At 69.5% G+C, this 24,080-nt stretch carries 24 protein-coding genes, 1 tRNA gene and 1 other RNA gene; 6 read left to right on the plus strand and 20 right to left on the minus strand.

What is annotated here, in order from left to right:
* Positions 1–96: 96 nt before the first annotated feature.
* The 5 genes from AB663_RS00240 to ffs form a co-directional block, all read right to left on the minus strand.
* Positions 97–1,317 carry an acetate/propionate family kinase gene (locus tag AB663_RS00240; protein WP_067194263.1) on the minus strand — a complete coding sequence of 407 codons (1,221 nt, stop codon included), beginning with the start codon at positions 1,315–1,317 and terminating at the stop codon, positions 97–99.
* The gene (gene pta, locus AB663_RS00245; protein ID WP_067194266.1) at positions 1,314–3,437 is read right to left on the minus strand and encodes a phosphate acetyltransferase; all 2,124 of its coding nucleotides are present in this window, start codon (positions 3,435–3,437) and stop codon (positions 1,314–1,316) included. Before pta ends, AB663_RS00240 begins: the two co-directional genes overlap by 4 nt.
* A 9-nt stretch (positions 3,438–3,446) precedes the next feature.
* The gene (locus tag AB663_RS00250) at positions 3,447–4,028 is read right to left on the minus strand and encodes a hypothetical protein (protein ID WP_232304584.1); all 582 of its coding nucleotides are present in this window, start codon (positions 4,026–4,028) and stop codon (positions 3,447–3,449) included.
* 155 nt (positions 4,029–4,183) lie between these two features.
* Positions 4,184–4,798, minus strand: a complete 615-nt coding sequence (locus tag AB663_RS00255; RefSeq protein WP_067194271.1) for a rhomboid family intramembrane serine protease — start codon at positions 4,796–4,798, stop codon at positions 4,184–4,186.
* Between the two features lie 57 nt (positions 4,799–4,855).
* Positions 4,856–4,952: signal recognition particle sRNA small type (gene ffs, locus AB663_RS00260), an RNA gene on the minus strand.
* Positions 4,953–5,042: 90 nt separating this feature from the next.
* Here ffs and AB663_RS00265 point away from each other — a divergent pair.
* From AB663_RS00265 to AB663_RS00275, 3 genes are read left to right on the plus strand one after another with little or no spacing between them, the layout of a single operon-like run.
* Positions 5,043–6,032 (plus strand): AAA family ATPase, encoded by a 990-nt coding sequence (locus AB663_RS00265; protein ID WP_067194274.1) that lies wholly within the window; start codon positions 5,043–5,045, stop codon positions 6,030–6,032.
* A 5-nt stretch (positions 6,033–6,037) separates the two neighbouring features.
* The gene (locus tag AB663_RS00270; protein ID WP_067194277.1) at positions 6,038–7,228 is read left to right on the plus strand and encodes a DUF58 domain-containing protein; all 1,191 of its coding nucleotides are present in this window, start codon (positions 6,038–6,040) and stop codon (positions 7,226–7,228) included.
* Positions 7,215–9,461 carry a DUF3488 and transglutaminase-like domain-containing protein gene (locus AB663_RS00275; protein WP_067194280.1) on the plus strand — a complete coding sequence of 749 codons (2,247 nt, stop codon included), beginning with the start codon at positions 7,215–7,217 and terminating at the stop codon, positions 9,459–9,461. Before AB663_RS00270 ends, AB663_RS00275 begins: the two co-directional genes overlap by 14 nt.
* 21 nt (positions 9,462–9,482) lie before the next feature.
* Here AB663_RS00275 and trhO read toward each other — a convergent pair whose 3' ends face one another.
* The 12 genes from trhO to mpaB form a co-directional block, all read right to left on the minus strand.
* Positions 9,483–10,376, minus strand: coding sequence for an oxygen-dependent tRNA uridine(34) hydroxylase TrhO (gene trhO, locus AB663_RS00280; protein WP_067194283.1), 894 nt, complete (start codon positions 10,374–10,376; stop codon positions 9,483–9,485).
* Between the two features lie 81 nt (positions 10,377–10,457).
* Positions 10,458–11,192 carry a hypothetical protein gene (locus AB663_RS00285; RefSeq protein ID WP_067194286.1) on the minus strand — a complete coding sequence of 245 codons (735 nt, stop codon included), beginning with the start codon at positions 11,190–11,192 and terminating at the stop codon, positions 10,458–10,460.
* Entirely contained in the window at positions 11,189–11,917 is a 729-nt protein-coding gene (locus tag AB663_RS00290) for an ABC transporter permease (protein ID WP_067194289.1), read from the minus strand. Before AB663_RS00290 ends, AB663_RS00285 begins: the two co-directional genes overlap by 4 nt.
* Complete coding sequence (locus tag AB663_RS00295) at positions 11,914–12,630, minus strand: ATP-binding cassette domain-containing protein (RefSeq protein ID WP_083511028.1); 717 nt, start codon at positions 12,628–12,630, stop codon at positions 11,914–11,916. The genes AB663_RS00290 and AB663_RS00295 overlap by 4 nt, the downstream gene beginning before the upstream one ends.
* A gap of 2 nt (positions 12,631–12,632) precedes the next feature.
* On the minus strand, positions 12,633–14,309 hold the full coding sequence (mpaP, locus tag AB663_RS00300) for a daptide biosynthesis intramembrane metalloprotease (protein ID WP_067194295.1): 1,677 nt from the start codon (positions 14,307–14,309) through the stop codon (positions 12,633–12,635).
* Complete coding sequence (gene mpaM / locus AB663_RS00305; protein ID WP_067194298.1) at positions 14,296–15,120, minus strand: daptide-type RiPP biosynthesis methyltransferase; 825 nt, start codon at positions 15,118–15,120, stop codon at positions 14,296–14,298. Before mpaM ends, mpaP begins: the two co-directional genes overlap by 14 nt.
* Before the next feature lie 67 nt (positions 15,121–15,187).
* Positions 15,188–15,307 (minus strand): MpaA3 family daptide-type RiPP, encoded by a 120-nt coding sequence (gene mpaA3, locus AB663_RS17685; protein ID WP_335338557.1) that lies wholly within the window; start codon positions 15,305–15,307, stop codon positions 15,188–15,190.
* A 35-nt stretch (positions 15,308–15,342) separates the two neighbouring features.
* A complete protein-coding gene (mpaA2, locus tag AB663_RS17605; protein WP_257720791.1) occupies positions 15,343–15,468 on the minus strand; it encodes an MpaA2 family daptide-type RiPP in 126 nt (41 codons plus the stop codon).
* A gap of 41 nt (positions 15,469–15,509) precedes the next feature.
* Positions 15,510–15,644, minus strand: a complete 135-nt coding sequence (mpaA1, locus tag AB663_RS17610) for an MpaA1 family daptide-type RiPP (protein ID WP_257720792.1) — start codon at positions 15,642–15,644, stop codon at positions 15,510–15,512.
* 5 nt (positions 15,645–15,649) lie between these two features.
* Positions 15,650–16,834 carry a daptide-type RiPP biosynthesis dehydogenase gene (mpaC, locus tag AB663_RS00310; RefSeq protein WP_067194301.1) on the minus strand — a complete coding sequence of 395 codons (1,185 nt, stop codon included), beginning with the start codon at positions 16,832–16,834 and terminating at the stop codon, positions 15,650–15,652.
* Positions 16,831–18,093 (minus strand): daptide-type RiPP biosynthesis aminotransferase, encoded by a 1,263-nt coding sequence (mpaD, locus tag AB663_RS00315; RefSeq protein ID WP_083511029.1) that lies wholly within the window; start codon positions 18,091–18,093, stop codon positions 16,831–16,833. The genes mpaC and mpaD overlap by 4 nt, the downstream gene beginning before the upstream one ends.
* The gene (mpaB, locus tag AB663_RS00320; protein ID WP_067194304.1) at positions 18,090–19,130 is read right to left on the minus strand and encodes a daptide biosynthesis RiPP recognition protein; all 1,041 of its coding nucleotides are present in this window, start codon (positions 19,128–19,130) and stop codon (positions 18,090–18,092) included. Before mpaB ends, mpaD begins: the two co-directional genes overlap by 4 nt.
* A 266-nt stretch (positions 19,131–19,396) precedes the next feature.
* On the opposite strand from mpaB, the gene AB663_RS00325 reads away from it, so the two are divergent.
* The 3 genes from AB663_RS00325 (at position 19,397) to AB663_RS00335 (ending at position 21,221) form a co-directional block, all read left to right on the plus strand.
* Positions 19,397–19,484 (plus strand) — tRNA-Ser (locus AB663_RS00325).
* A 258-nt stretch (positions 19,485–19,742) separates the two neighbouring features.
* Complete coding sequence (locus tag AB663_RS00330; RefSeq protein ID WP_442922654.1) at positions 19,743–20,810, plus strand: fatty acid desaturase family protein; 1,068 nt, start codon at positions 19,743–19,745, stop codon at positions 20,808–20,810.
* 90 nt (positions 20,811–20,900) lie between these two features.
* Positions 20,901–21,221: a hypothetical protein gene (locus AB663_RS00335; protein WP_067194308.1), complete on the plus strand. Its 321-nt coding sequence runs from the start codon at positions 20,901–20,903 to the stop codon at positions 21,219–21,221.
* A 4-nt stretch (positions 21,222–21,225) separates the two neighbouring features.
* On the opposite strand, the gene AB663_RS00340 is transcribed toward AB663_RS00335, so the two are convergent.
* From AB663_RS00340 to AB663_RS00350, 3 genes are all read right to left on the minus strand, one after another.
* Positions 21,226–21,825, minus strand: a complete 600-nt coding sequence (locus AB663_RS00340) for a GNAT family N-acetyltransferase (RefSeq protein WP_198147893.1) — start codon at positions 21,823–21,825, stop codon at positions 21,226–21,228.
* Between the two features lie 37 nt (positions 21,826–21,862).
* Positions 21,863–22,504, minus strand: coding sequence for a phosphatase PAP2 family protein (locus AB663_RS00345; protein ID WP_232304587.1), 642 nt, complete (start codon positions 22,502–22,504; stop codon positions 21,863–21,865).
* Positions 22,505–22,601: 97 nt separating this feature from the next.
* Entirely contained in the window at positions 22,602–23,939 is a 1,338-nt protein-coding gene (locus AB663_RS00350; RefSeq protein WP_198147956.1) for a multidrug effflux MFS transporter, read from the minus strand.
* Between the last annotated feature and the right edge of the window lie 141 nt (positions 23,940–24,080).

A 24,080-nucleotide genomic window follows, 5' to 3' on the forward strand; every position in this document is an offset into this window, starting at 1 on the left:
GAGTTCTTCCGACATTCGTCCCTTCTCCCGACAAAGTGCACCGCCGGATGCCGGGGCGGGCAGGGCAGGGGCCGGATGCCGGGGCCGGACCCCGGGTCAGAGCAGGGCGGCGGTCTGCCGGGCGATCTGGAGCTCCTCGTTCGTGGGGACGACGAGCACGGTGACGCGGGAGGCGTCGGTCGAGATGCGACGGATGCCGCGCTCGCGCGCCTCGTTGCGCTCGACATCGATCTCGACGCCGGCGAACCCGAGCGTCGCCATCGCCGCCGCGCGCACGGGCGCTGCGTTCTCGCCGACACCGGCCGTGAACGAGATGACGTCGACCCCTCCGAGCTGCGCGATGTACGCGCCGGCGTATGCGCGGAGCCGGTGGATGTAGACGTCGAAGGCGAGGGTAGCGGCCTCCTCCCCCGCCTCCCGTCCGGCGAGGATGTCGCGCATGTCGCTGCGGTCCGCCAGCCCTTTCAGGCCGCTCCGGGTGTTGAGGAGCGCGTCGAGGTCGTCGATCGAGTACCCCGCCCTGCGCGACAGGTGCACGAGCGCCGCAGGATCGATGTCACCGGAGCGCGTCCCCATCACGAGGCCTTCCAGCGGCGTGAGGCCCATCGACGTCTCCACCGAGCGGCCGCCGTCGATCGCGGTGACCGATGCGCCGTTGCCCAGGTGGAACACGAGCTGCCGCAGCTCCGCGAGGTCGCGCCCGAGGTACGCCGCTGCCGCCTCGCTGACGAACTGGTGGCTCGTGCCGTGGAATCCGTAGCGCCGCACGCGGTGCCGCGCCGCCAGCTCGGCGTCGATCGCGTAGGTGTACGCCGCCGGCGGCAGGGTCTGGTGGAACGCGGTGTCGAAGACCGCCACGTGCGGGACGTCGCCGAACACGGCGCGCGCCGCGACGATGCCCGCGAGGTTGGCCGGGTTGTGCAGCGGGGCGAGCACCTCCAGCTCCTCGATCTGCCGCTCGACATCGGCGTCGATGAGCGTCGGCGCGAAGAAGCGCGCCCCGCCGTGCACGACGCGATGGCCGACGGCGACAGGCGGATGATCGTCGAGCGAGGGCCCGCGGGCGGCGAACTGGTCGAGCATCACGCGGAACGCGGCGTCGTGGTCAGGCACCGTGCGCTCCTCGCGGAAGGTCGCGTCGAGCATCGTCGTCGCGGCATCCGCGCTCTCGGTCTGGCGCACGGTGTGGGAGATCGGACTCGACTCCTGGCCGATGCGCTCGATGAGGCCGCCGGCGAGCTCGCGCTCCCGTGCGACGTCGATGAGGCTGTACTTCAACGACGAGGAGCCGCTGTTGATCACGAGGACGACGCTCACGGCCGCGACTCCCCCTCCTGCGCCTGGATCGCGGTGATCGCGACCGTATTGACGATGTCGTCGACGAGGGCGCCGCGCGACAGGTCGTTGATCGGCTTGTTGAGGCCCTGCAGCACCGGTCCGATCGCCACCGCTCCCGCCGAGCGCTGCACGGCCTTGTACGTGTTGTTGCCGGTGTTCAGGTCGGGGAAGACGAACACCGTCGCCCGGCCCGCGACCTGGGAGTCGGGGAGCTTGGCCTTGGCGACGGCGGCGTCCGCAGCCGCGTCGTACTGGATCGGCCCCTCGACGAGGAGCTCCGGCGCGCGTTCGTGCACGAGTGCCGTGGCGGCGCGCACCTTGTCGACGTCTGCGCCCGAGCCCGACTCGCCCGTCGAGTACGACAGCATCGCCACCCGGGGTTCGATGCCGAACTGCCGCGCGGTCGCCGCAGAGGAGATCGCGATGTCGGCCAGCTGCTCGCTCGTCGGGTCGGGGATCACGGCACAGTCGCCGTACACGAGCACGCGGTCGGCGAGGGCCATGAGGAACACGCTCGAGACGACGTCGACGCCCGGCTTGGTCTTGATGATCTCGAACGACGGCCGGATCGTGTGCGCGGTCGTGTGCGCGGCGCCCGAGACCATGCCGTCAGCGAGACCGAGATGCACCATCATCGTGCCGAAGTACGACACGTCGGTCACCGTGTCGGCCGCCTGTCCGAGCGTGATGCCCTTGTGGGCGCGCAGGCGCGCGTACTCCGCGGCGAAGCGCTCGACCAGCTCGGGGTCTGTGGGACTGATGATCTGCGCGGCACCGATGTCGACGCCCAGTTCGACGGCGCGTGCCCGCACGGCCGCCTCGTCGCCGAGGATCGTCAGGTCGGCGACCTCGCGTGCGAGCAACGTCGCCGCAGCTTGCAGGATGCGGTCGTCGTCGCCCTCGGGGAGCACGATGTGCCTGCGGTCCGCCCGTGCACGCTCGATGAGGCCGTATTCGAACATGAGCGGCGTGACCACGGTGGACTCGGCGAGGCCCAGCTGGGTGGTGAGCGCCGTCTCGTCGACGTGGGTCTGGAACAGTCCGAGGGCACGGTCGTACCGGCCGCGCGACTCCGCGGATATGCGCCCGCGAGCGCCCATCACGCGCAGCGCCGTGTCGTAGGTGCCGTAGTCGGTCGCGATGATGGGCACGGTCGACGCGAAGCCGTCGAGCAGCTGCACGATGGGCTCAGGCAGCGGGAAGGGGCCGTTGAGGATGATGCCCGCGACACGAGGGAAGGTGCCCGCGGCATCAGCGAGCAGCGTGGCCAACAGGACCTCCGTGCGGTCAGCGGGGATGACGACGACCGCCTCCTCGGTGAGCCGGGGCAGCACGTTCACCATCGACATGCCGGCGATGACGATCGTGAGGGCTTCGCGAGCGAGCCGGTCGGCGTCGCCCTTGATGAGACGCCCGTCGACGGCGGCGAGGATGCCGCGGATCGACGGCGCCACGAGGGTGCGGTCCTCCGGGATCGACCACACCGACATGCTGCGTGCCGGGCGTACGGCGGCCACCGCGGCGCTGATCTCGTCGAGCGCGTCGGGGTCGGCCCTGTTGACGATCACCGCGAAGAGCTCGGCACGTTCCGCTTCGAGTTCGGCGAGCGCGAGCGCCGCGATCTGGCCGACCGCTGCGGGGGTGCGCGCGGTCGTGGTGCCCAGCTGCTCGACCTGACGCTGCTGGTCCCGGCCCGACAGCACGAGCAGCACCGGGGCTCCCAGGTTCGCAGCGATGCGGGCGTTGTAACCGAGCTCGGCCGGGCTCGCGACGTCGGTGTAGTCGCTCCCGACGATGACGACCGCGTCGCACTGTGCTTCGACGGCCTTGAACCGGGCGACGATCGTCGAGAGGGCGCGATCGGGGTCGTCTCGCACGTCGTCGTAGGTCACACCGATGCAGTCCTCGTAGGCGAGCTGCACGCCGTCGTGCGCGAGCAGCAGCTCGAGGATCTCGTCGCGGTCGGCGACGGCCCGTGCGATCGGCCGGAACACCCCCACGCGCGGGCTGACGCGCATGAGCGCGTCGAGCACCCCCAGCGCGACCGTCGACTTGCCGGTGTGCCCTTCGGCCGAGGTGATGTAGATGCTCCGCGCCACGGTGCCAGCCTAGACGCCGGGGCAGCCGCGCGTGAGGGCGTCGACCACCGCGGTCGCGTCGTCCTGATACCGCGCGTAGTAGTCGGCATCCGTGTTCACCTGCACCCGGTGGATGGCGTGCGTCGGGGGCAGCTGCTGCCAGTCCGGCACGCGCGCGAGCCGCTGGTAGAAGAGCGTCGCGGCTGTGGCGGGGGCCCTCCGCTGCTCCGGCGTCCCCCACCAGTCCTGCTGCTGGAAGAGACCGATGCTCGACGTCGGCGAGCCGTCGGGGTTCGTCACTCCGCGGGTCTCCCAATCCCCGTAGTCGATGTTGCGCAGGCTGCTCTCTCCCATCGCCGTCATGACACCGAGGATCTGGCCGTCCCGCCCGAAGCCGAGAGCGGATGCCGTGGTCATGATCGTCGCGGCGTTCTGCAGCTGCTCGCCGCTCCAGCCCTCCACGCCCGCTCCGGCCAGCGCCTCGGGCTGTGTGGCGCAGTAGGCGGGCTCGCGAGCCAGTCCGAGCGGCACGAGCACGGCCACGGCGGCGATGACCAGCACTGCGGCAGCGGAGAGCGTGACGCGCAGCATCCGTCGCCGCCGCGCGCGCACGAGCCCGCGCTTCCTCGCGGACGTGCGTCGCCGGGCCGGCGGGCGGCGGCGGGAGGCCGGACGTCGACGCGACGACGCGGGACGGCGCGACGACGCGGGACGGCGCGACGACGCGGCGCCGCGTCGTGCGGCGCTCGATCTCGACCGGTTCGCGGTCACGGGGCGCGCACCCCTCCGCCCGCGAGCGCACGGCGGCGTCCGGCGAGCGCCACGACACCGCCGCCGACAGCGCCGAAGAGGTGCCCCTGCCAGGAGACTCCGGCGGCCGCGGCGAACACGCCTGCGAGCATGGTGGCGCCGTAGACGCCGATGACGACGAGGGCGATGACCGCGTAGAGGATGCGGTGCGACACCCGCCCCGGAGCGAACACCCGCACCACGAGGTATCCGAAGTAGCCGAAGACGAGGCCGGATGCTCCCACCGTGAGCGTCCCCGGCGCGTTCACCATCCACGTGCCGAGACCGCCGACGACCGCGACGACGCCGGTCACGGCCCAGAAGCGCCGCGCGCCCTCCGCCGCGACGAGCAACCCGAGGACGAGGAAGGGGCCCGAGTTCGCGATGAGGTGCGCCCAGCTCGCGTGCAGAAGCGGTGCGAAGAGGATGCCGGCGAGGCCGACCGGATCCCATGAGCGGATGCCGAAGCCGGAGAAGGAGCCGGGGAGCACGCTGTCGGCGAGCTGCACCACCCACATGATCGCGAGCAGGAGGACCGGCGCGGCGAAACGGCGGAGCCGGCTTGGCGGGTTCTGCTGCGGAGTCGCGGTCACGCGACGATTCTCGCAGCCGAGTCTGTGCACGAGGCCGGAAGCCCGGGTCTGCAAGAAAGAAAAGACCCTCCGCGCACCCGACAGAGCCCGGTTACCCTTGCTGCGTTTCCGCCCTGGGGGAATTGGCCTGGATGTCGTCACGCGGAGAGCCGTCGTCCAGTCTAGCCGATCACCCGGAGCCGATCGGCCCGCCGCGGGTTACGATCGGTTCACGCGCACAGCCGCGCCACGCGAGAGGGAACGCATGCCTGAGAACTCCCCCCTGAGTCCGGCCCCGATCACCGCCGAGCAGTTCGCCGCGCAGACGGCCGCGATCCTCGGTTCCGTCGGCCAGGTCATCGATGGCAAGCCGGATGCGGTGCGCAGCGCGCTGGTGTGCCTCCTCGCCGAGGGCCACCTGCTCATCGAGGACGTCCCCGGGGTCGGCAAGACCATGCTCGCGAAGGCCCTCGCGGCGACCATCGACGCGACCGTGCGGCGCATCCAGTTCACGCCCGACCTGCTGCCGGGCGACGTCACGGGCGTGAGCGTCTACAACCCGGTGGAGCGGGAGTTCGAGTTCAAGCCGGGAGCCGTCTTCGCTCACATCGTCATCGCCGACGAGATCAACCGCTCCTCCCCCAAGACGCAGTCCGCGCTGCTCGAGGCGATGGAGGAGGGCCAGGTGACCGTCGACGGCGCGACCCATCCGCTGCCATCGCCGTTCCTCGTCGTGGCGACGCAGAACCCCCTCGAGATGGAGGGGACCTACGCGCTCCCCGAGGCGCAGCGCGACCGCTTCATGATGCGCATCTCCATGGGCTATCCGGATGCCGCGGCCGAGGCGCTGATGATCCGCCAGCGCGACGTTGTCAACCCTCTGGCCGGTGTCACCGCCGTGACCGACGCGTCGGCCGTCTCCGGGCTCATTGCGTGGGCGCGCTCCGTGCACGTGGCGCCGGCGATCGAGGAGTACACGGTCGCGCTGGCGCACGCCACGCGCGCCGACCCGAGTCTGCACCTCGGGGCGAGCCCGCGGGCCACCCTCCAGCTCATCCGTGCAGCGAAGGTGTGGGCGGCCCTCGACGGACGCGACTTCGTCATCCCCGATGACGTGACCGCCCTGGTCATCCCCGTCTTCGCCCACCGGCTCCTCCCCGCACGCGGCGCCCACCGCGCCGGCGCGCAGCCGGTCGAATCCGCGCTGCGCCAGATCGCCGAGCGCGTGCGGGTCCCCGTGGCCGTCCGCTCCTGACCCTCATGCGCCGGCGCCGACTCCTCACCCCTCGCGGCATCGCGGCCGTCGTGGCCGGAGTGTGCTGCCTCATCGCGGCGAACCTCATCGGCGCGTCGATCCTCGTGTACCTCGGCATCCTGCTGCTCGCGCTGACGGCGCTGTCGATGCTCCTCGTGCGCCTGCCGCGCCGCTCCGGATCGGTCGCGCGGCAGATCTCCACCGATCTGCTGACGGTCTCCGAGACGTCGCGGGTGTCGGTGCGGTTCGCGCTGCGGGTGATCCGCGTGCCCCACGGCCTGTGGCGCGACATGCTGCCGGATGCGGTCGCCGGCGATGCGGCGGGGGAATATCCGCCGGAGTCCGGGCAGCTCGGCTACCTGATCACCGGTGTGCGCCGAGGCGTGTGGCCGCTCGGCCCGCTGGTGCTGCGCACCGTCGATCCGTTCGGGTTGGCGCAGCGCGAGCAGGCCTTCGGAGAGACCCGCACCGTCACGGTGGTTCCCGAGGTGTTCACGCTGGCTCCGCTGACGGTCAAGGTGGGCGCAGCCGGAGGCACCGCCCAGACGTCGTCGAGCCGCCTCGGCCAGGGCAGCGACAACCTCTCGCCGCGCCGGTACATCCCCGGTGACTCCATGAGACGCATCCACTGGCGCGCCACCGCCCACCGCGGACAGCTGATGGTGCGTCAGGAAGAAGAGGAGTCGAGCCCCGACGCCCTCGTCGTGCTCGACCGCAGTGCGGCGCGCTGGACGGTTCCGGGCGACGACGCCGACCCGGCGTTCGAGGCTGCGGTCTCGCTGTGCGCATCGGTCGCCGTCCATCTCATGCAGGAGGGGTACGGCGTCGACGTCGTCGACAGCGGGGGCACTCTGCTCGGCACGCTGCGCGGCCACGAGGACGACCGCGACGGCATGCTCGTGGCGCTCGCCCTGGTCAGCCCGCGCGGTGAGGCGCGTGACCTCGCGACGCTCGTCGGAGGCACGCCGCCCGGCCCGCTCGTGTACATCACGGGGTCGCTCGACGAGGAGGAGGCGGCGCGGCTGCGGCCGGCGGGCGCCGCTGCCCCCCTGTTGTTCGCGACCGACCTGGGTCCGGGCGCAGCGGAGGCCGCGGCGCAGCACGGATGGCACGTGGCGGTGCTCGGCGAGGACGTCGCCGAGGCGTGGGAGGACGCGCTTCCCGACAGGATCGGAGCGGGCGATGTCGAGGGCTGACCGCGTCGCGCGGCCCAGTCCGCTTTCGTGGCGGCGCGACACGGAGCCGCGTGAGGGCCGCATCGCCCCGTCGGTGCTCGCGGCGGTGACCGCTCTCGTGGCCCTGTGGCCGTACACCTCTGTCATCGAGCCCGGCGCGTGGTCCTTCGCCGTCGTGCTGGTCGTCGCAGTCATCGCGATCACGGGGATCGGCGTGCGCGCGCTGCTGGCCCGTCGGCATCCCGCCTTGCGCGATGCCGCGGCCCTTCTCGCTCAGCTGGCGGTCTCGATCGGAACGATCACGCTGCTCGTCGCGGGCGACACCGCCTACCTCGGCGTCGTCTCCACGCCCGCGACGCTGAGCACGTTCTCGTCGCTGGCGGCCGCGGCCAGGGAAGAGATCGTGTTCGGCACGGCGCCGCTCGACTCCAGCCCCGGCATCCGTCTCGTCATGGCGGCCGGGTTCGCGCTCGTCGCGATCGCCCTCGACCAGCTGGTCGCAGCGCGCAACGCTGTCCTCGCCGGCGTCGTGTGCGGTGCCGTTGGTGCCATCCCGATGATCGTGACCCTGGCCGATGCGAACGTCGTGTGGTTCGTGATCCTCGGCGTCGTGGTGCTGCTGCTGTTCCGGTTCACCGCACAGCGCGACCCGCACTCCCCGCGCCGCACGTCCTCCGCGGTCGCGGTGGGTGCCGGCGCCGCAGCCCTGGTCGCCGCGGTGGCGATCGCGCCGATCGTCCCGGTCTCGGCATCGCTGGCCGGAACGGGCGCCGGCGTCACGGTCGACGCATCGCTGCGGCTCGGCGACGATCTGCGGCAGCCGAACCCGGTCGAGGTGCTCACGCTGGCAACCGACGCCGACACGGCGCCCTACCTGCGACTCACCACCCTGTCGAGGTTCGACGGGCGCGTGTGGCTCCCGGACGAGGCGGACACCCGGCCGCAGAGCGACGGCTTCGGCGCACCCGATTGGGACGAACAGGTGGCTGCAGAGGAGGTGAGCACGTCGATCCGCGTCGTCCGGATGTCGAGCTCCTGGCTCCCCGTGCCGTATCCGGCGACGACCGTGCAGGGACTCACCGGCGCGTGGCGCCTGGTGCCGGAGAACCGCACGATCACCTCGCGCACGGCGGATGCCGCCGGCAACGACTACACAGTCGCCTGGTCGGCGGTCACACCGACGCGCGAGCAGATCCAGGCGGTGCCCGCAGCCGAGCCCGTCTCGGACCCGGATGCCGAGCCTGTGGAGCTGCCCGATGAGATCGGCGCGACCGCCGCCGCGGTCACCGCAGGCGCCACCAACGACTACGACCGCCTGATCGCGCTGCAGAACTGGTTCCGCAGCCAGTTCACGTACTCTCTCGAGACGCCGGTGGAGGAGGGCTTCGACGGCACGGGCGCCGAAGCGGTCGCGCGATTCCTCGAGGTGCGTTCGGGCTACTGCATCCACTTCGCCGGAGCGTTCGCGCTCATGGCCGAGAGCCTCGGCATGGAGGTGCGCATCGTCGTGGGATACCTGCCGGGCAGCCGCACGAACGAGAGGCGTGGCGAGGAGCAGGTGTTCTCCGTCACGAGCGACCAGCTGCACTCCTGGCCCGAGGTGCTCTTCCCCGGCATCGGATGGGTCCCGTTCGAGCCGACCGCCTCGCTGGGAGTGCCGACCGCGTTCGCGGCGGCCGCGACGACGGGCGGCGGCACGACAGCTCCGTCGACGCCCGCGCCGACCACGTCACCGCAGGCGGAGCAGACGTCTGGTCCGGAGATCGATCGCGCCGACGCCGGAGGGGATGCGGGGTCCACGGGCACCCTGCGCCGACTCGATCCCATGCCGGTGATGCTGGTCACCTTCGGAGTGCTCGTCGCTCTGACGCTGCCCGCACTCGCCCGGCTCGCTCAGCGGACGGCTCGACGCGGGCGCGCCCGTCGGGGTGACGCGGCAGCCGCCTGGGCGGAGCTGCGTGCGACGATGATCGACCTGGGCATCGCCGTGTCGGATGCCGACAGCCCCCGCCGCCGCGGCTCGACGCTGGTTGCGGAGAACGGTGTCGACGCCGACGCCATGCGCGCTCTCACGGATGCCGTCGAGCGTGCGAGCTACGCGCGATCGGCGCCGCCGGCCGACCTCGTGCCGGCGCTCGACGCGGTGATGCGCCAGGTGCGGCGCAGTGTGGCGCGGCCGACGCGCGTGCGGGCGCTCCTGCTGCCGCGGTCGCTGTTCGCGGGGACGGGGGCTGACGCACCTCTCCTGGCCTGACGCCCCGTGGCATCGTGCGGGTCAGGCTGCGGCGTGGACGACGCAGGGAACGGCGTCGCAGCTCGCGCAGACGACCGACTGCGTCTGGCACGACGGGTCAGGGCAGTTGGCCGTGCGGTTCGTCGACGCACCGCAGCCCGCGCAGACGCCGATCACCGCAGCGTGATCGGAGAAGTCGATCGAGCGTCGCTTGTCGAACACGTACAGCGATCCCTCCCAGAGCCCGTCGTCGCCGTACTTCTCGCCGTAGCGCACGATGCCGCCCTCGAGCTGGTACACCTCGCCGAAGCCGCGCGCCGTCATGAGGCTCGACAGCACCTCGCAGCGGATGCCGCCCGTGCAGTAGGTGACGACGGGCTTGCCCTTGAGGTCGTCGTACTCCCCGGAGTCCAGCAGACGCACGAAGTCGCGCGTCGTCTCGGTGTCGGGGACGACCGCGTTGCGGAAGCGGCCGATCTGCGCTTCGAGGGCGTTGCGCCCGTCGAAGAAGACGACCTCGTCGCCCCGCTCCTCGATGAGTTCGTGCAGGGCCTCGGGTGACAGGCGCGTGCCGCCCCCGATCACCCCGTTCTCGTCGACGCGCAGCTCGTCGGGGGCGCCGAACGAGACGATCTCGTCGCGGACCTTTACGCTGAGCTTCGGGAAGTCAAGGCTGAAGCCGTCGGCATCCACCCCCGTGCCCTCGCTCCACTTGATGTCGGCTCCCTTGAACGGGGCGTAGTCGCGGAATCGCCGCACCCACTTCTTGAGCGCGACGACGTCTCCCCCGAGCGTGCCGTTGATGCCGTCCTTCGAGATCAGCACACGACCGCGGAGGCGGAGCGATTCGCCGAGGTCACGCTGCCACAGCCGGATCGCTTCGGGATCGGCGAGCGGAGTGAAGACGTAGAAGAGGATGATCTTGGGGGTTGCCACCAAGGAATCCTACGTCGAGCCAGAGGGCAGCCCGGCCGGCCGGCGAGCACGACCGTCTGGGCCGGGCACGCCCCGACCGCACTATGACACGTCACGAGTCAAGAACGCGATGCTTCCGGCGACCAGAGCCAGAACCACCCACGCCGCCGAGACCAGCATGGCCAGCGGGGCCTCGAGACCGTGCCCGGGTTCGACGCCGACCGCGGCGACGTCGAACCGAAACGCCTCGAGCATCGCCAAGAGGGGAAGATAGACGGCACCGGCCTCCCAGAACATGACGACCACGACGGCCGCCCCCATCGACAGAGACACGAGGAAGAGAGCCGGGAGGTGCGCCTCCACGATGACTCCCACACCGAAGCCCCAGAGGCCCGCGACGGCGCCGAGTGCCAGGGATGCAGCGGCAGCTCGCCAGTCCACCGGTATGCCTCCCATCGCGACGATCAGCGCGACATGTCCGCCGACGAGGACGGCGAGCGCGACGATCGCGCCGCCTGCCGCCGAACCCGGCATCCTCGCAAGCAACATGGTCCATCGTGGCTGCAAGGTCAATCGCTGTGCGATCACGCCGTCACGGCGGTCGATGGTGTAGCGGAACGAGCCGTAGACCGCCGAGAGAACCGCCGCGTAGGTCGCCAGCACGGTGCTGAGCGGGGCGGTGAGCGCCTCTCGAGCGTCGGTCGGCGCCTCCGCGAGCTCCGGAGGGATGCTCGCCGCCAACGAGAGCGACAGCACGAACGCGGCCGCTGCCACGCCGAGCAGGACGACGTCGCCGGAGAAGCTGCGTGCCTGGGCTCGCAGTGCTCGGCCGATCACGCGACGCTCCTGCGTCGCCAGAACCACGCGACCGCCATGAGGCCCAGCGTCCATGCGAGTCCGACGCCGAGGGCCGGCGCGAACGCGAGCAGTCGGCCCTGATACTGGGGGACGCTCATGGCGACGAGGGCCAGTCCGGGCGAGAAGCGCGCCACCTCCGGCGTGTTGCGCAGGAGAGCGAACTCCACGGCCAGCGGGAAGACGAGCACGATGATCGCGGTCGTGTAGTAGTTCCGCGTGGCCCAGCCGATCGCGCTTCCCATGAGCGCGCCGAGCACCGAGCCCGCGAGGGCGCCCGCGTAGGAACGCCAGGTCTCGCCCGTGAGCACGAGAGCCAGTCCGTCCCGTGTCAGAAAGAAAGAGACCCCCGCCGTCCAGATCACGAAGATGCAGGCCGACAAGGCGAGTGCGGTGAGCACGCCGGCGATCAGCTTGCCCACGAACGCGCGGCGTAACCCGAGTCCGGTGAGGGATCTGTCCATCGAGCCGTAGTAGTACTCCCGCGTCACCGAGTACGAGCCGACGAACGCCGCGGAGATCGCCGTCCATGCGAGGGGCTGCAGCAAGCGTGCCGTCGCCGTAGCGGGGTCGACTCCGGTCAGATCGAAGCGCGACCCGTCAGAGAGGAGCACGAATGCGGGCACCAGGACCGCGACGAGGTACACGGCGAGGACCGAGGGCCCGCTGATGGAGCGCAGCATCTCGCTCCTGATGACGCCCCTCATGCTGACGCTCCTTCCACGAGGTCGAAATAGCGGCTTTCCAGCGAATCGACGTCGCTCGTGACGAGGTCACCGAGGCGCCCGGCGAACAGCGCACGCTGCTTGATGATGACGACCTCGTCCACGACCTGTTCGAGTTCGGCGAGCTGATGGCTGGAGACGAGCACCGTGCCGCCGCGTTCGGCGAAACCACCGAGGAATCGACGGAGCCAGCGGATGCCGTCAGGGTCCAGGCCGTTCGCGGGCTCATCGAGAATGAGCGTGTGCGGTGATCCGACCAACGCGGCAGCCAGTCCCAGTCGCTGCACCATCCCCGTCGAGAAGGTCTTCACCCGTCTGCGGGCATCGGCGGTCAGCCCCACCTCCTCCAGCACCTCGTCGACACGGGCTCGCGGCGCGCCCGCCGCGAGCCGGGATATCTCCAGATGCCGCCGTGCGGAGATGCCTGCCTCGAAGCCGAACCCGTCCATGTGGACTCCCACGTGCGCTGCGGGGTTGTCGAGCGCGGAGAGGGCGGTGCCGTCGATGAGGCATTCACCGCTGGTCGGAGCGAGCAAGCCGACGATGGCGCGCAACGTCGTCGACTTTCCGGCGCCGTTCGGGCCCAGGAGGCCGACGATCGAGCCACGCGGCACCACGAACGACAGGTCTTCGACCGCGACTCGATGGCCGAACCTCTTGGTGAGTCCTCGGACTTCGATTGCGTCGTCGTCCATTTTCATCCTTTCTCTTTCTCGTCCAGGAAGGACGAGAGCGGCGATACGACAGCGAGCCTCCAGAGCGCCTGCCAAAGGGTGCTTGTGCCGAGGTCCACGCGTGCCTGTCCCGTCGGCGGCAGGCTTCCGCTGCCGTGGGAGACGTCCACTCGGGCGACTGCCATCGCCGGGAGGGAGACTCCGTCTGCCCGAAGAGGAATGAGGGCATCGACGGGCACAATCGTCGGCGCCGGTCGTCGCACTCTGGTCGTTCCCTCGGCGAGGTGCTCGTTGGCCAGGATGCCGCGAGTCGTCAGGGCCACAGGAGCACCGTCGATGATGGCGGCCTGGGCTTCGCCGGACGGCTGCACCAGCGTCACACGCTCACCATCGGAGACGAAGCCGAGCGACACCGTCACAGGCACCGAGATGACCATGCCGGCCGCCACCGAGGCTGCGGCGAGCGCAGCGACCACGACGAAGAATCGGAGACGGGAGACGCCCGACCGGACGACTCGGCGCAAGGCCCGAACGAGGATGGTGCCTCCGACGAAGACCACGACCGCTTCCAGCGCGAGGACGAACAGCGCGAGGATGGGTCCGCCATCCGCGAGTACCTGGGCCGTCCGGACGACGGCCCAGGAGACGAGCACGATCGGCGCGAGCAGGCTCGCCAGACCGAACGGCACCGACCACCATGCGTCCAGGCTCTTGGGTGCCCGCTGCCCTCCGAACAGGAGACGGGTCAGGAAGTTCGCGCCGTCACCGATCGCCCTCGATCGGAGATTCGGTTCGTCCAACGCGCTCATCAACGCGATGTATCCGTCGAACCGCACAAGCGGGATGAGATTGACGAACACGACCGCGGCGCAGGAGACGGCGAGCAGCAGCAGCGTGCCTCGGACCGCCGGTTGTGGCATGAAGAGCGCAGCCGTGCACGCGATCGCCGCCACCACGGCATGCACGGCAGGCCCGGCGAGGGCGACCGCCACCCGCTGTCGGCCGGCTGACAGTCGCCAGCCATCGGTCACGTCGACGAAGAAGGCCGGAGTCAGGTAGAACAGCATGAAACCGGCTCGACGAGGCCGTCCGCCGAACCTCGTGAGCGCGATCCCGTGAGCGCTCTCATGGGCCAGAGTCACCAGGGGCAGCACAAGGACGAGGATCATGCCGAGGACGGGAACCGGCTCGGTGAGGACGTTACGCAGTTCACTCGCCTGAATCAGTGCCGCGACCAATCCGGCGCAGAGGAGGGCTGCGACGGTCCACCACAGCGCTCGGCCCGAAAGCGGGAGAACCAGACGATCCAGGCGGTCGAAGATCGCAGGCGCGCGAAGCGTCGCGATCTGTACGGTGAACGGCGGGCGAAAAGCCAGTCGACCCGGCGGGCGCTTCGTCATCCCGTGAAGAAGCCCGTTGTCGCGGAATCGCCCTATCAGGTCGAGGAAGCTCTCTGTCGGCTCCGACGGCGCGAACCGCCTGTGCAGCTCGTGAACCGTGGTCTTGCCGTCCATGGCCGTCAACAGGTCGACGACAGGCCGGGAGAACCTCGACAACGGTACGCCGTCAACGGAAGCGATCCACACTGCGGCGTCCGGCGTCTCGTCGAACACGACGTCCGGTGAGAGCAGCGGGCAGGCATCGGTGGTGAGAGGGGCGCGCCTCGGAGACTTCCGGCGCGCGAAGCTAGAGGCCGACACCGACCGCCTCCTTCCGGGGCCCTTCCGAGGACGCTGTGAGAAGCAGGATCTCCATGCCGCTCTGCGTTCGCACGGGAGACACCGTCGGCTCGGAGAAGCCCGCGTCCACGAGTTCTCGCGCGATCTTCTCGGCGCTGAGCACCTGCAACCGACTGGTGAGCACCGGCACCGTGTGTCCGACGGCGATGTCGGCGACGCGGACCCAGTTGACCAGCCGCACCTCACCGCCCCTCTCGATCTGCTGAGAATAGAGGTAGGTCTCGTCGCCTGCCGGGCCCGGGACGCAGATCTCGCGATCGACCGCCGCTCTCAGCCCCTCTGCAGCTGCACCGCCCGCGACGGTCAGCGCGAAGAGCGCGCCCTCGGCGAGATGCCCCCGCACGCATTCGTAGAGATGCGATCTGCCCTCGCGATCGAGCAGGGTGATGGATGTCGCACCGAGAATCGCGAGCCCGAAGCGGCGTTCGAGCGAGAAATGGCGCATGTCCGCTGCGATGCACTCCAGCCCCGCGTGGCCGGGCAGCGCGTTGCGGAGATGGGTGAGCATGTCGTCGGAGATGTCGATCGCGGTGACCCGATTACCCGACTTCACCAACGGGATCGTCAAACGGCCGCTCCCCGCTGCGACGTCGAGGATTGGGCCGACGGTGCGACGCGCCAAAGCCAGCATCTCGCGGATCTCAGAGCGGTCCGGACCAACCAGTCGATCGTAGAAGTCCGTTCCCCACCCCGTGTACAGATCTTGGGCGCGGGGGACTGCTCCGACGCCGGCGAGCCGCGCGGACACCGTGCGGGTGATCGAATCGGTCATTTCAGAAGCCACCTTCCCGTGGAGAGCATGTGGGTGCGGACGGTACGAGCCCGCCCGCACCCCTCGGTCAGGTGGCGATCGCTGCCACGCCGCCGATGATGGCGATGATGTAGCTCGCGTGCTCCCACCACTCGAGCGGTGCGTCCATCTGTTCGAGTTCCGAGAACTCCAGCGAATTCGTCTGCAACGTGGACCTCCGTGGTTCAGATGGGGAACGGGCCCCTAGGTCAGAGCGAGAATTCCGAGAATCACGCCCACGGCGAAGCCACGGACGAAGTCATCGGTGTCGTTCAGCGCTTCCATGGCTTCGAGCTCCGTGAACTCGAGCCTCGGCGTTGCGGTTTGCATGTCTACCTCCTTCCCTCATTCGGTGGGTTTGTCGGAGAGGGTCACGTGGCCGCGGCCGCGCCGATCCCGATCAAGACCAGCGCACCGATCACTCCCTGGTAGAAGCTCTCCCAGCTGGGGGCTTCCATCGCATCCAGTTCCTGGAATTGGATGCGGCTCATCGCACTTTCGTTCATTCACTTCACCTCCTTCCCATCGCTGTCGCCGGTCGGCGTGCATCGTCGACCGCCCGAGCGCCCCACCTCGAGTCGCGGAGCACATCCCGGAAGTCCTGTTCTCTGAGGCCGTGAAGCATGGGCCGGTGATTCCCCCACGACTTCTCGATCGCGACGGAGATGCGGTCGAGCTCAGCCTCGGCGGGTCGAGGCGGACACGGCACCTGCCAGCGATCTATGAGAGCGGAGATGCCGGACGCAGGGTCGGACGGCAGAGCTGCCGCCTCGGCGACACCTGCCCAGAACCCCGCGAGGCTCTGTCGATCTCCCCACCGACGCTCTCCTGCGCAGATACGGCGCCAGACAGCGGCGACGACAGCGGCCGTGGCGATCATCTTGCGGATGCCGAGCCGGAAGGCCACTTCGTTGGCCACATACCAGTGGCGCGCGCTGTAGGGATCCACAGCCCGCAGGGCGGCGCAGCGCTGCGTGGCGGCGCTCAGACGTGCGAGGCGCAGCCGCCCGGCAGCCGACTTCGCGTCGCGGTCGGCCGTCTCCAGCAGCGCGCGCCCGAGCGCCAGGGCATCTCGCACGGCTCTGGCGCTCCGCTTCGGGCTTGTCGATGCACCGGCCAGACGCAGCAACGCCTCCATCGCACCTTCCTTGACGGCGCCCGGTGTGAGAGTGGCGAGGTTGCGAGGATCGATGATGGCATGGCGCGGTCTCAGCGCGCGACCGATGATGAGCCGGTAGCCGCTCTCGTTCTTGAGGACCCCGACGCTGTTCGTCTCTGAGGACGTGCCGAGAGTGGTCGGCACGGCGATGACGTCGACGGGCGGTGGAGCGTCCGGCAAGAGCGTCAAGGCAGAGGCCGATGCGTGCCCGATGGCGTACTCGAACACGTGACCTGAACCGAGAGCCAGCGCCGCAATCTTGCTCGCATCGAGAACCGTGCCCCCGCCGACCGCCACGACCACGTCGGGCCGCCGACGTACCATCTCCCGCGCGATGGCCAGGACAGCGGTCGCATCCATGGAGCGAGCGTCGACCGCCATAGTCCTCTCCGGGTCTGCCGCGGGGATGGAAGGAGAGATCGCCGAATCCACGATCACGAGAGCCTTTCGCCCCTCAATGAGGTGCGCAATCGTGTGGCCCGCTACCCCTCGCCCGTGCCAGAGCGTCGGCGTGACCCGTGTTGCGGCAGACGTCATGCTGCTGCTTCCTGGAACGCCTGCGCGACACCGGCGCGCACCGCCGCATCGGTCTCACGAAGCTCATCGGCGCTGAATCCAAATGGTGGAATCAGTTCGATCGAGCTGGGACCGGGCTGGACGAGCACTCCGTTGTCGGCGATGGCGAAGACGACACGAAGGACCTCGGCTGTGGAGAGAGAAGTGGCATCGTCGTTCCGGAGCTCCATTCCGAGGAAGCATCCCCGTCCGGTGATATCGGCCACCACGCCATCCGCTTTCCACTGCGTCGCCATCTGCAGCAGGTCGTTCGCGAGGGCCCGGGTGGTCGACTCCACTGCTATGCGATGCAGTTCGTCGATCATCGCGAGTATGGCCGCCGCACACGCCGGCGTTCCTGCTTGGGTCTCTCCGTGGACGAAGGTCCATCCTGCGCGAGCGAACTGGGAGGCGATACGAGGGCCGACGAGCAGCGCGGCAGCAGCTGTTGCTCCGTTCGTCAGCGCCTTGGACAGGATGAGGATGTCGGGCGCGGCCTCCCACCTGTCCGTGGCCAGCATCGTTCCCGTGCGACCGAACCCCGTCGCGACTTCATCGGCGACGAGCAGAAACCCGTATTGCTCGCGTAGGACGAGGAGTCGACGGACGAATTCATCGGACAACGGGTATGCACCGCTCCCCAAGACGGGCTCCACGACGACCGATGCGACTCTGGCACCTTCGCGCTCCAACAGCGATTCGAGTTCGTGCCCCTCGTCGCTGAACGACACGTGCCGTACCCATCGCCGGTCGACGGAGTACACGGATTGCAGCAGGTCGTCTCCGCTCAGTGCCTGGCTGCCATACATCGTGCCGTGGTAGCTCCCCTTCAGCCCCACCACGAGCGCACGGGAGCGGTTGCCACTCTGCGACCAGTACTGCCTGGCGAGTTTCATCGCCGCGTCGTTTGCGGCGCCGCCCGATGTCGAGAAGATGACGCGGCTGTATCTCGCCGGATTCGCGAGCTCGATGAGAGCTTCAGCTGCTTCCTCCGCGAACCGGTGCGGGGCTCGGAACAATGACAGATACGACGCGTCTCGCGTTGCCTTGGCGACAGCCTCGGCGATCGCCGGGTTGCCGAAGCCGAGCGGAACGTTCCAGAGGCCGCTCGTCACGCAGAGGCGGCTGGATCCGTCCGCGAACTCGATGCGATGTCCCGCGGCGGCGACAGCGACGCGGTCCGGCGAGAAGATCGCATCTGCGGGAGCCATCGACGTCCACAGCGGGTGCGACGCGGTCACCGGGAGACTTCTTCCGCCCGGAGGCCGTCGACGGGTTCGCCGAAGTGGACGCCGAGTGCCTCGACCGCTTCACGGCAGAGTTCCCGCGCGTGACGGACAGGCGTCGCACTCTCGCGCGCCACCCGTTCAGCCGCGAGGCTGAGGGTGCTCGACGTTTGCGTCGCCGCGACGACTCGCGCGGTCAACGGCGACAGAAGCTGTCTGCGCAGGCTCCTGATGTCGGCGAGCACGAAGCCCTCGGCTGTCTCGAGCAAGAAGGGATCTGTCGTCGGCGGTTCGGCGTCGGAGAGGTGGTCGTCGAGCAGGCACCAGCCGAATCCCGAGATCTTGGCATCACCGTTCGCGAGGTGAAGCATCTTCATCAGGTCGGCGGCATCGAGGTATCGCGCGATCCACCTGCGATCGAGCAGGTCTGCCGTGATGTCGCGCCCGGGTGCGATGTCTCCCAGCGCCGCAGCTCGAGGCAGCGGATTGACGAGCAGCGCCGGTAGGCCGTCCAGACTCCCGATCGGTGCGCCCTGCACGCCCACACCGATACGCCCGTCCGGACGGATCCGGAGCGCGCTCGGTGTGTCGATCTCCGCAGGGGCAGCCACCGCGTGGCGATCGGCCAGCAGCACCCGCGGATCGATCAACGGTGCAGGGAAGACACCCGTCGTCCGAGCGAGGTCGGCGTCGTCGAGAAAGGCCTGCCAGCTCACCTCGTCGAAGAAGCGCACCGCCGTCGGTCCAACCAGCTGGATGAAGGCCGCAGCGACATAGTCCTGCAACTCGACGCTCCGTTCCCCGAGGAAGAGCTCATCTCCGACCTCAGAGAACGCGCCGCTGTAATGGATTGCCGGGGCCGGCCCTTCGTGCGGGCTTCCCTCTTCCAGGAGAAGCAGGTCCCCGGGGCCGGTCACCTCTCCGACGGCGCCCGCATCCGCATCAGGTTCGACGAAGATCACGCGCGAGCGTTCTCCACGCTCCCCGGTGATCCAGTCACGAAGCGCTCGCGCTCCAAGGACGTCCGGTCCGGCCGGCGGCCTTGCACGCATTTCCGACGTCGTGCCTTGTGACCCCATGGTTCCCCCCATGAACTCAGATCTCGTCCATTCGACGCCTTAGCGTCCTCATTTGAGGCTAGGAAGGACACACTCGAGAAGCAATATTCAATCCGCACGGACGGTCGTCTGCGAGACGTAGGCCATCTCGGCGTCACGAGGCGGGCAGTATCACACCGACTCCAGCGGCCACGAGCTCGCCGCCCGAGCGACGGTCACGGGCGGCCCGGCCGATCGGCTAGACTGTTCAGGTTGTTCCTGGTGACGTGTCCGAGCGGCCGAAGGAGCACGCTTGGAAAGCGTGTGTTGTGCAAGCAACCGCGGGTTCGAATCCCGCCGTCACCGCCACAAGTAAGAGGGGTCTCGCGACGCGGGACCTCTCTTGCCTTTCCTGAGCGCCACGGGATCCGGGGAGCCCTGGGCGCAGCGAAGAGCGGAGTCCCACCGTTCCCGCCCGCACGTATGCCCGGCGGCGTATACGCCCCGGGTTAGCCTGAGTCCAGCGATCGGCATCCGCCCTTGGCATCCGCAGCTCAAGGGCTCCGAACGAAGGAGAGCATCATCTCCGCTACCCAGGTCGCTCCGACCGCTCCGTCCCTCGGCCCCGTGCGGCAGACGTACGCCGGCACCGAGCAGTTCCCGCCGATGGCGACCGCCTATCGCGACGTGCTCCAGGTGGTGCGCGAGATGGGGCTTTTGCAGCGCACTCCCGTGTTCTACGGGCTGGTGGGCGCGACCCTCGTGCTGGCATTCGCAGGTTGCGTCGCCGGCTTCGTGCTCCTCGGTGACAGCTGGTTCCAGCTGCTCATCGCGGCCGCACTCGGCATCGTCTTCACCCAGGTCGCGTTTCTCGCGCACGAGGCGGCGCACCGCCAGGTGCTGTCATCGGGACCGGCGAACTTCCGCCTCGCCCGCATCCTCGGCGGGATCGTCGGCATGAGCTATCACTGGTGGGACTCCAAGCACACCCGCCACCACGGGAACCCGAACCAGGTCGGGAAGGATCCCGACATCGAGGTCGACACGATCTCGTTCCTCGAGAAGGATGCTGCGGCGTCTCGCGGGCTCGTGCGGCTGCTCACCCGCCGCCAGGGCTGGCTGTTCTTCCCCCTGCTGACGCTCGAGGGCGTGAACCTGCACGTGCTGGGATACCGGCATCTGCTCTCGCGGCGGAAGATCACCGGCCGGTGGATCGAGCTGAGCATCATCACCGCCCGCCTCGCGCTCGTCATCCTCCCTGTGTTCCTGCTGCTGCCGCTGGGCATGGCGTTCGCGTTCCTCGGCGTGCAGCTCGCGGTGTTCGGCGTGTACATGGGGGCGTCGTTCGCGCCCAATCACAAGGGCATGGCCATCATCGCGCCCGACGCCCGGCTCGACTTCTTCTCGAAGCAGGTCCGCACGTCGCGCAACATCCGCGGCGGCTGGTGGGCGACTGCACTCATGGGAGGCTTGAACCACCAGGTCGAGCACCACCTCTTCCCCAGCATGTCGCGCTTCCATCTCGCCGCCGCGCGCGGAGTCGTGCGCGACTACTGCGACTCGCACGGTGTGCCGTACACCGAGACCAGCCTCGGCCGCTCCTACGCGATCGTCATCGACTACCTGAACCGCGTAGGACTCGCAGCCAGGGATCCGTTCGACTGCCCGATGGCGGCCCAGTACCGCCGCGTGTGATCCCGCGGCGGACATCCGCGTCCCACGGATGCGGATGTCCGCCGTCGGACGTACACTCGACTCCTCGGCCGGAGGAAGCGAGTACCAGACATGCCCTCACGACCGCTCGACCCCGACACCCACCTCGGCGTACGGCTCAGCGCCATCATGGCGCGGCACGCGTACACGAAGCATCCGGAAGCCGTGGTCGACGAGCTGTACCGCATCGCGGGCGAACGCCTCGACATCCTCGCGGAGGAGGTGGGCGTGTGGATCGGCTTCCACGAGAGCGAGCACACCCGCGATCTCACCGCCGCGCTGCGGCGTCTGCCGCTCGACCTCGACGCCTGGATCGAGACCGGCCGTGAACGACGCCGTGCCGGCCACCACTCCACCACCGGGTTCATGGGGCCGAACGGAACCGGGCGATGACGTGTCAGCCGAACGTCACACCGTAGCTCATGCCGCCGGGCGCCGATGGGAGACGTGTCATGCCTAGCCGCTCGTAGAACGCCGCCGCACCCGCGTTGTTCGGATCCATACCGAGATGCAGACCGCGCACGCCCCGGCGGGTGAGTTCGGCGAACAGCGTCTCGATGAGCCTGCGCCCGAGCCCCTGCCCTTGCGTCTCCGGGAGCAGATCGATGTGCAGGTGCGCGGGATAGTCCGCGGCGTTCGGCTCGACACCCGGCGCCCGCGTGTAGGCGTAGTCGAGCATCCGGTCCTCGCGCGTGACGAGCTCCGAGGGCCGCGGATACCGCTCGTGGAACGCCGGCCACCACGCGTCGCGGAACCACGCGTAGAACGCGTCGGTGTCATCCGTGGCGACGATGTAGCCGATCGTCCTCCCGTCCTCCGATTCGACGACCCACGCCAGGTCCGGATGCCGCTCGACGTAGGGCACCGCGAAGAGATCTCCCCACAGCGTGTCGTCCGGGAGGATGCCCGTGGCGTCTTTGCCGGCATCAGCCGTGCGAAGGCAGATCTCGTACATCGCTGGTCGATCGCTCGGGCGGTACGGACGGATGACGGACACGGACGCTCCTCGGGTCGGCTGCTCTGGCGGAACGCCTTCAGCCTATCCGCGCCTCCGGGGCGGCCGCCGCGACGGCGGAGCGCGCCGTGACCCACGGCAGCAGCCACCCGGCGAGGAGGAACACCACGGCAGCCCCGGCGAGCGCTCCGCCGAGGGTGTCGGTGGCCCAGTGCACCGACAGGACCGTCCGCGACAGAGCCATCGCCACGACCCACAGCACGCCTGCAACCGCCGTCCACACGCGCGGGAACAGCACCCACACCACCACGGCGATCGTTGCAGCGTTGGCGGTGTGCCCGGATGGGAACGATCCGAAGTCGCTCGCCACGATCATGTCGTCGGGACGCGCGCGCCCGAGAAGGTTCTTCAGCACCTGCACGGCGCCGGCGCTGGCGGCGAAACAGACCGCGGCGAAGACGGCGGATCGCCACCGTCGAGCGATCAGGAACGCCAGGATGACCACGAGCGGCACGGCGAACACTGCGATCCATCCGCCGCCGACGGCGTTGAACACGAGAGCCGCGTCGATCATCGGATCGATGCGGTGCTGCGCCACCAGGTCGTTCCACCACCGGTCGAAGGCCGGCGGCTCGCGGAATCCGAAGACGACGGCGGCGCCGAGGAGCACGGTAGCCGCCATCAGTCCGCCGCCCCATGCGAGCAGCATCCGTCGTGTCATCGCATCATTCTGCACGATCGTCCCCGGGGAGAACCGGAGAGCCCCGGGGAGAACCGGGAGAACGGCGAGGAACCGTCGCGCGCCGGGGCGGGCCGGCTCACGGCGCGAGCATGCCCACGGTGCGCGGACGCACGATGAGCCAGAGCGAGAGGACCGCCACCACTGCGCACCCCACCATCACCGAGGCCATCGTGGTCGCCGTGGTGCCGGCGCTCTTCGAGAGCCAGCCGACGATGGGCGAGATGACGCCGGCGACGCCGAAGTTCGTCGCGCCGATGACAGATGCCGCGGTGCCTGCCGCCTTGCCGTGTCGGTCGAGCGCCAGCACCTGCACGTTCGGGAACGTGAAGCCGCACGCGGTCATGAACACGAACAGGGGGATCATGGTTCCCCACAGCCCGAGACCCAGCTGATCCGTGACGATGATCGCCGTTCCGGACAGCAGGAGCACGGCGGTCGACCAGGCCATCACCCACTGCGGGCCGAAGCGCGCCGCCAGGCGGGACGCGGTCTGCACCCCGGCGACCACGCCGAGCGAGTTCACGGCGAAGAGCAGTCCGTACTGCTGCGCGTCCAGCCCGTGGGTCTGCTGGAACAGGAACGGCGAGGCCGACAGATAGGAGAACAGGCCGGAGAAGGTCATGCCGCCGATGATGAGGACACCGATGAAGACGCGGTCGCTGAACACGGAACGGTACCGCTGCAGGGCCGTCGAACCGCCCTTCTCCTGTCGTCGCGCCACGGGCAGCGTCTCCGGGACGAACGCGACGGTCGACACGAGCATGACGACGCCGTAGACCGCCAGCACCACGAAGATGCCGCGCCACGGCATGAGGGTGAGCAGCCACGAGCCGATGAGCGGCGCGGCCACCGGAGCGACCCCCGACACGAGCGCGAGGCGTGAGAGCATCACGACGAGACGCTTGCCGCCGAACAGGTCGCGCACGATGGCCATCGCGACGACGCCGCCGGCAGCCGCGCCGATGCCCATGAACACGCGCGCTCCGCCGAGCAGCGGCAGGTTGGGCGCGAATGCCGCAGCCGCGCTCGCCAGCACGTGCAGGGCCGTGACCGCGATCAGGGGCAGTCGACGCCCGACCTTGTCGCTGAGCGGACCGACGACGAGCTGGCCGAGGGCGAACCCGATCATCGTGCCCGTGAGCGTCAGCTGGATGGCCGCGGCCGTGGTCTCGAAGTCCTGCTCGAGCACGGGGAACGCGGGGAGGTACAGGTCGATCGTGAACGGTCCGAGCGCGGTGAGCGCGCCGAGCAGCACGATGTAGAGGATCCGCCGGGCGTTCGACAGCGAGTCCCCCGGATGCAGCACGATCGGCGCGGTCGCCGGGTTCGATCCCAGCGTGCGGATGGCACCGGTGGCGGAGGGCACGCGGATGCTGCCTGTCGCGGTGCGTTCCGGCTGCGGGGTGGTCGGGATGGTGTCGGTGCGGGGCGCGTCGGGCACGAGGTCCTTCCAGGGCGGGGGCGAAGGATGCTCGAAACGATTCGACCGAGCCCATCCATGCTACTCCTGCACCGACCCCGTCGCCGTCGCGCGATCAGGACGTGGCGCGGGATC

The organism is Microbacterium sp. XT11 (assembly GCF_001513675.1).
Taxonomy (GTDB): domain Bacteria; phylum Actinomycetota; class Actinomycetes; order Actinomycetales; family Microbacteriaceae; genus Microbacterium.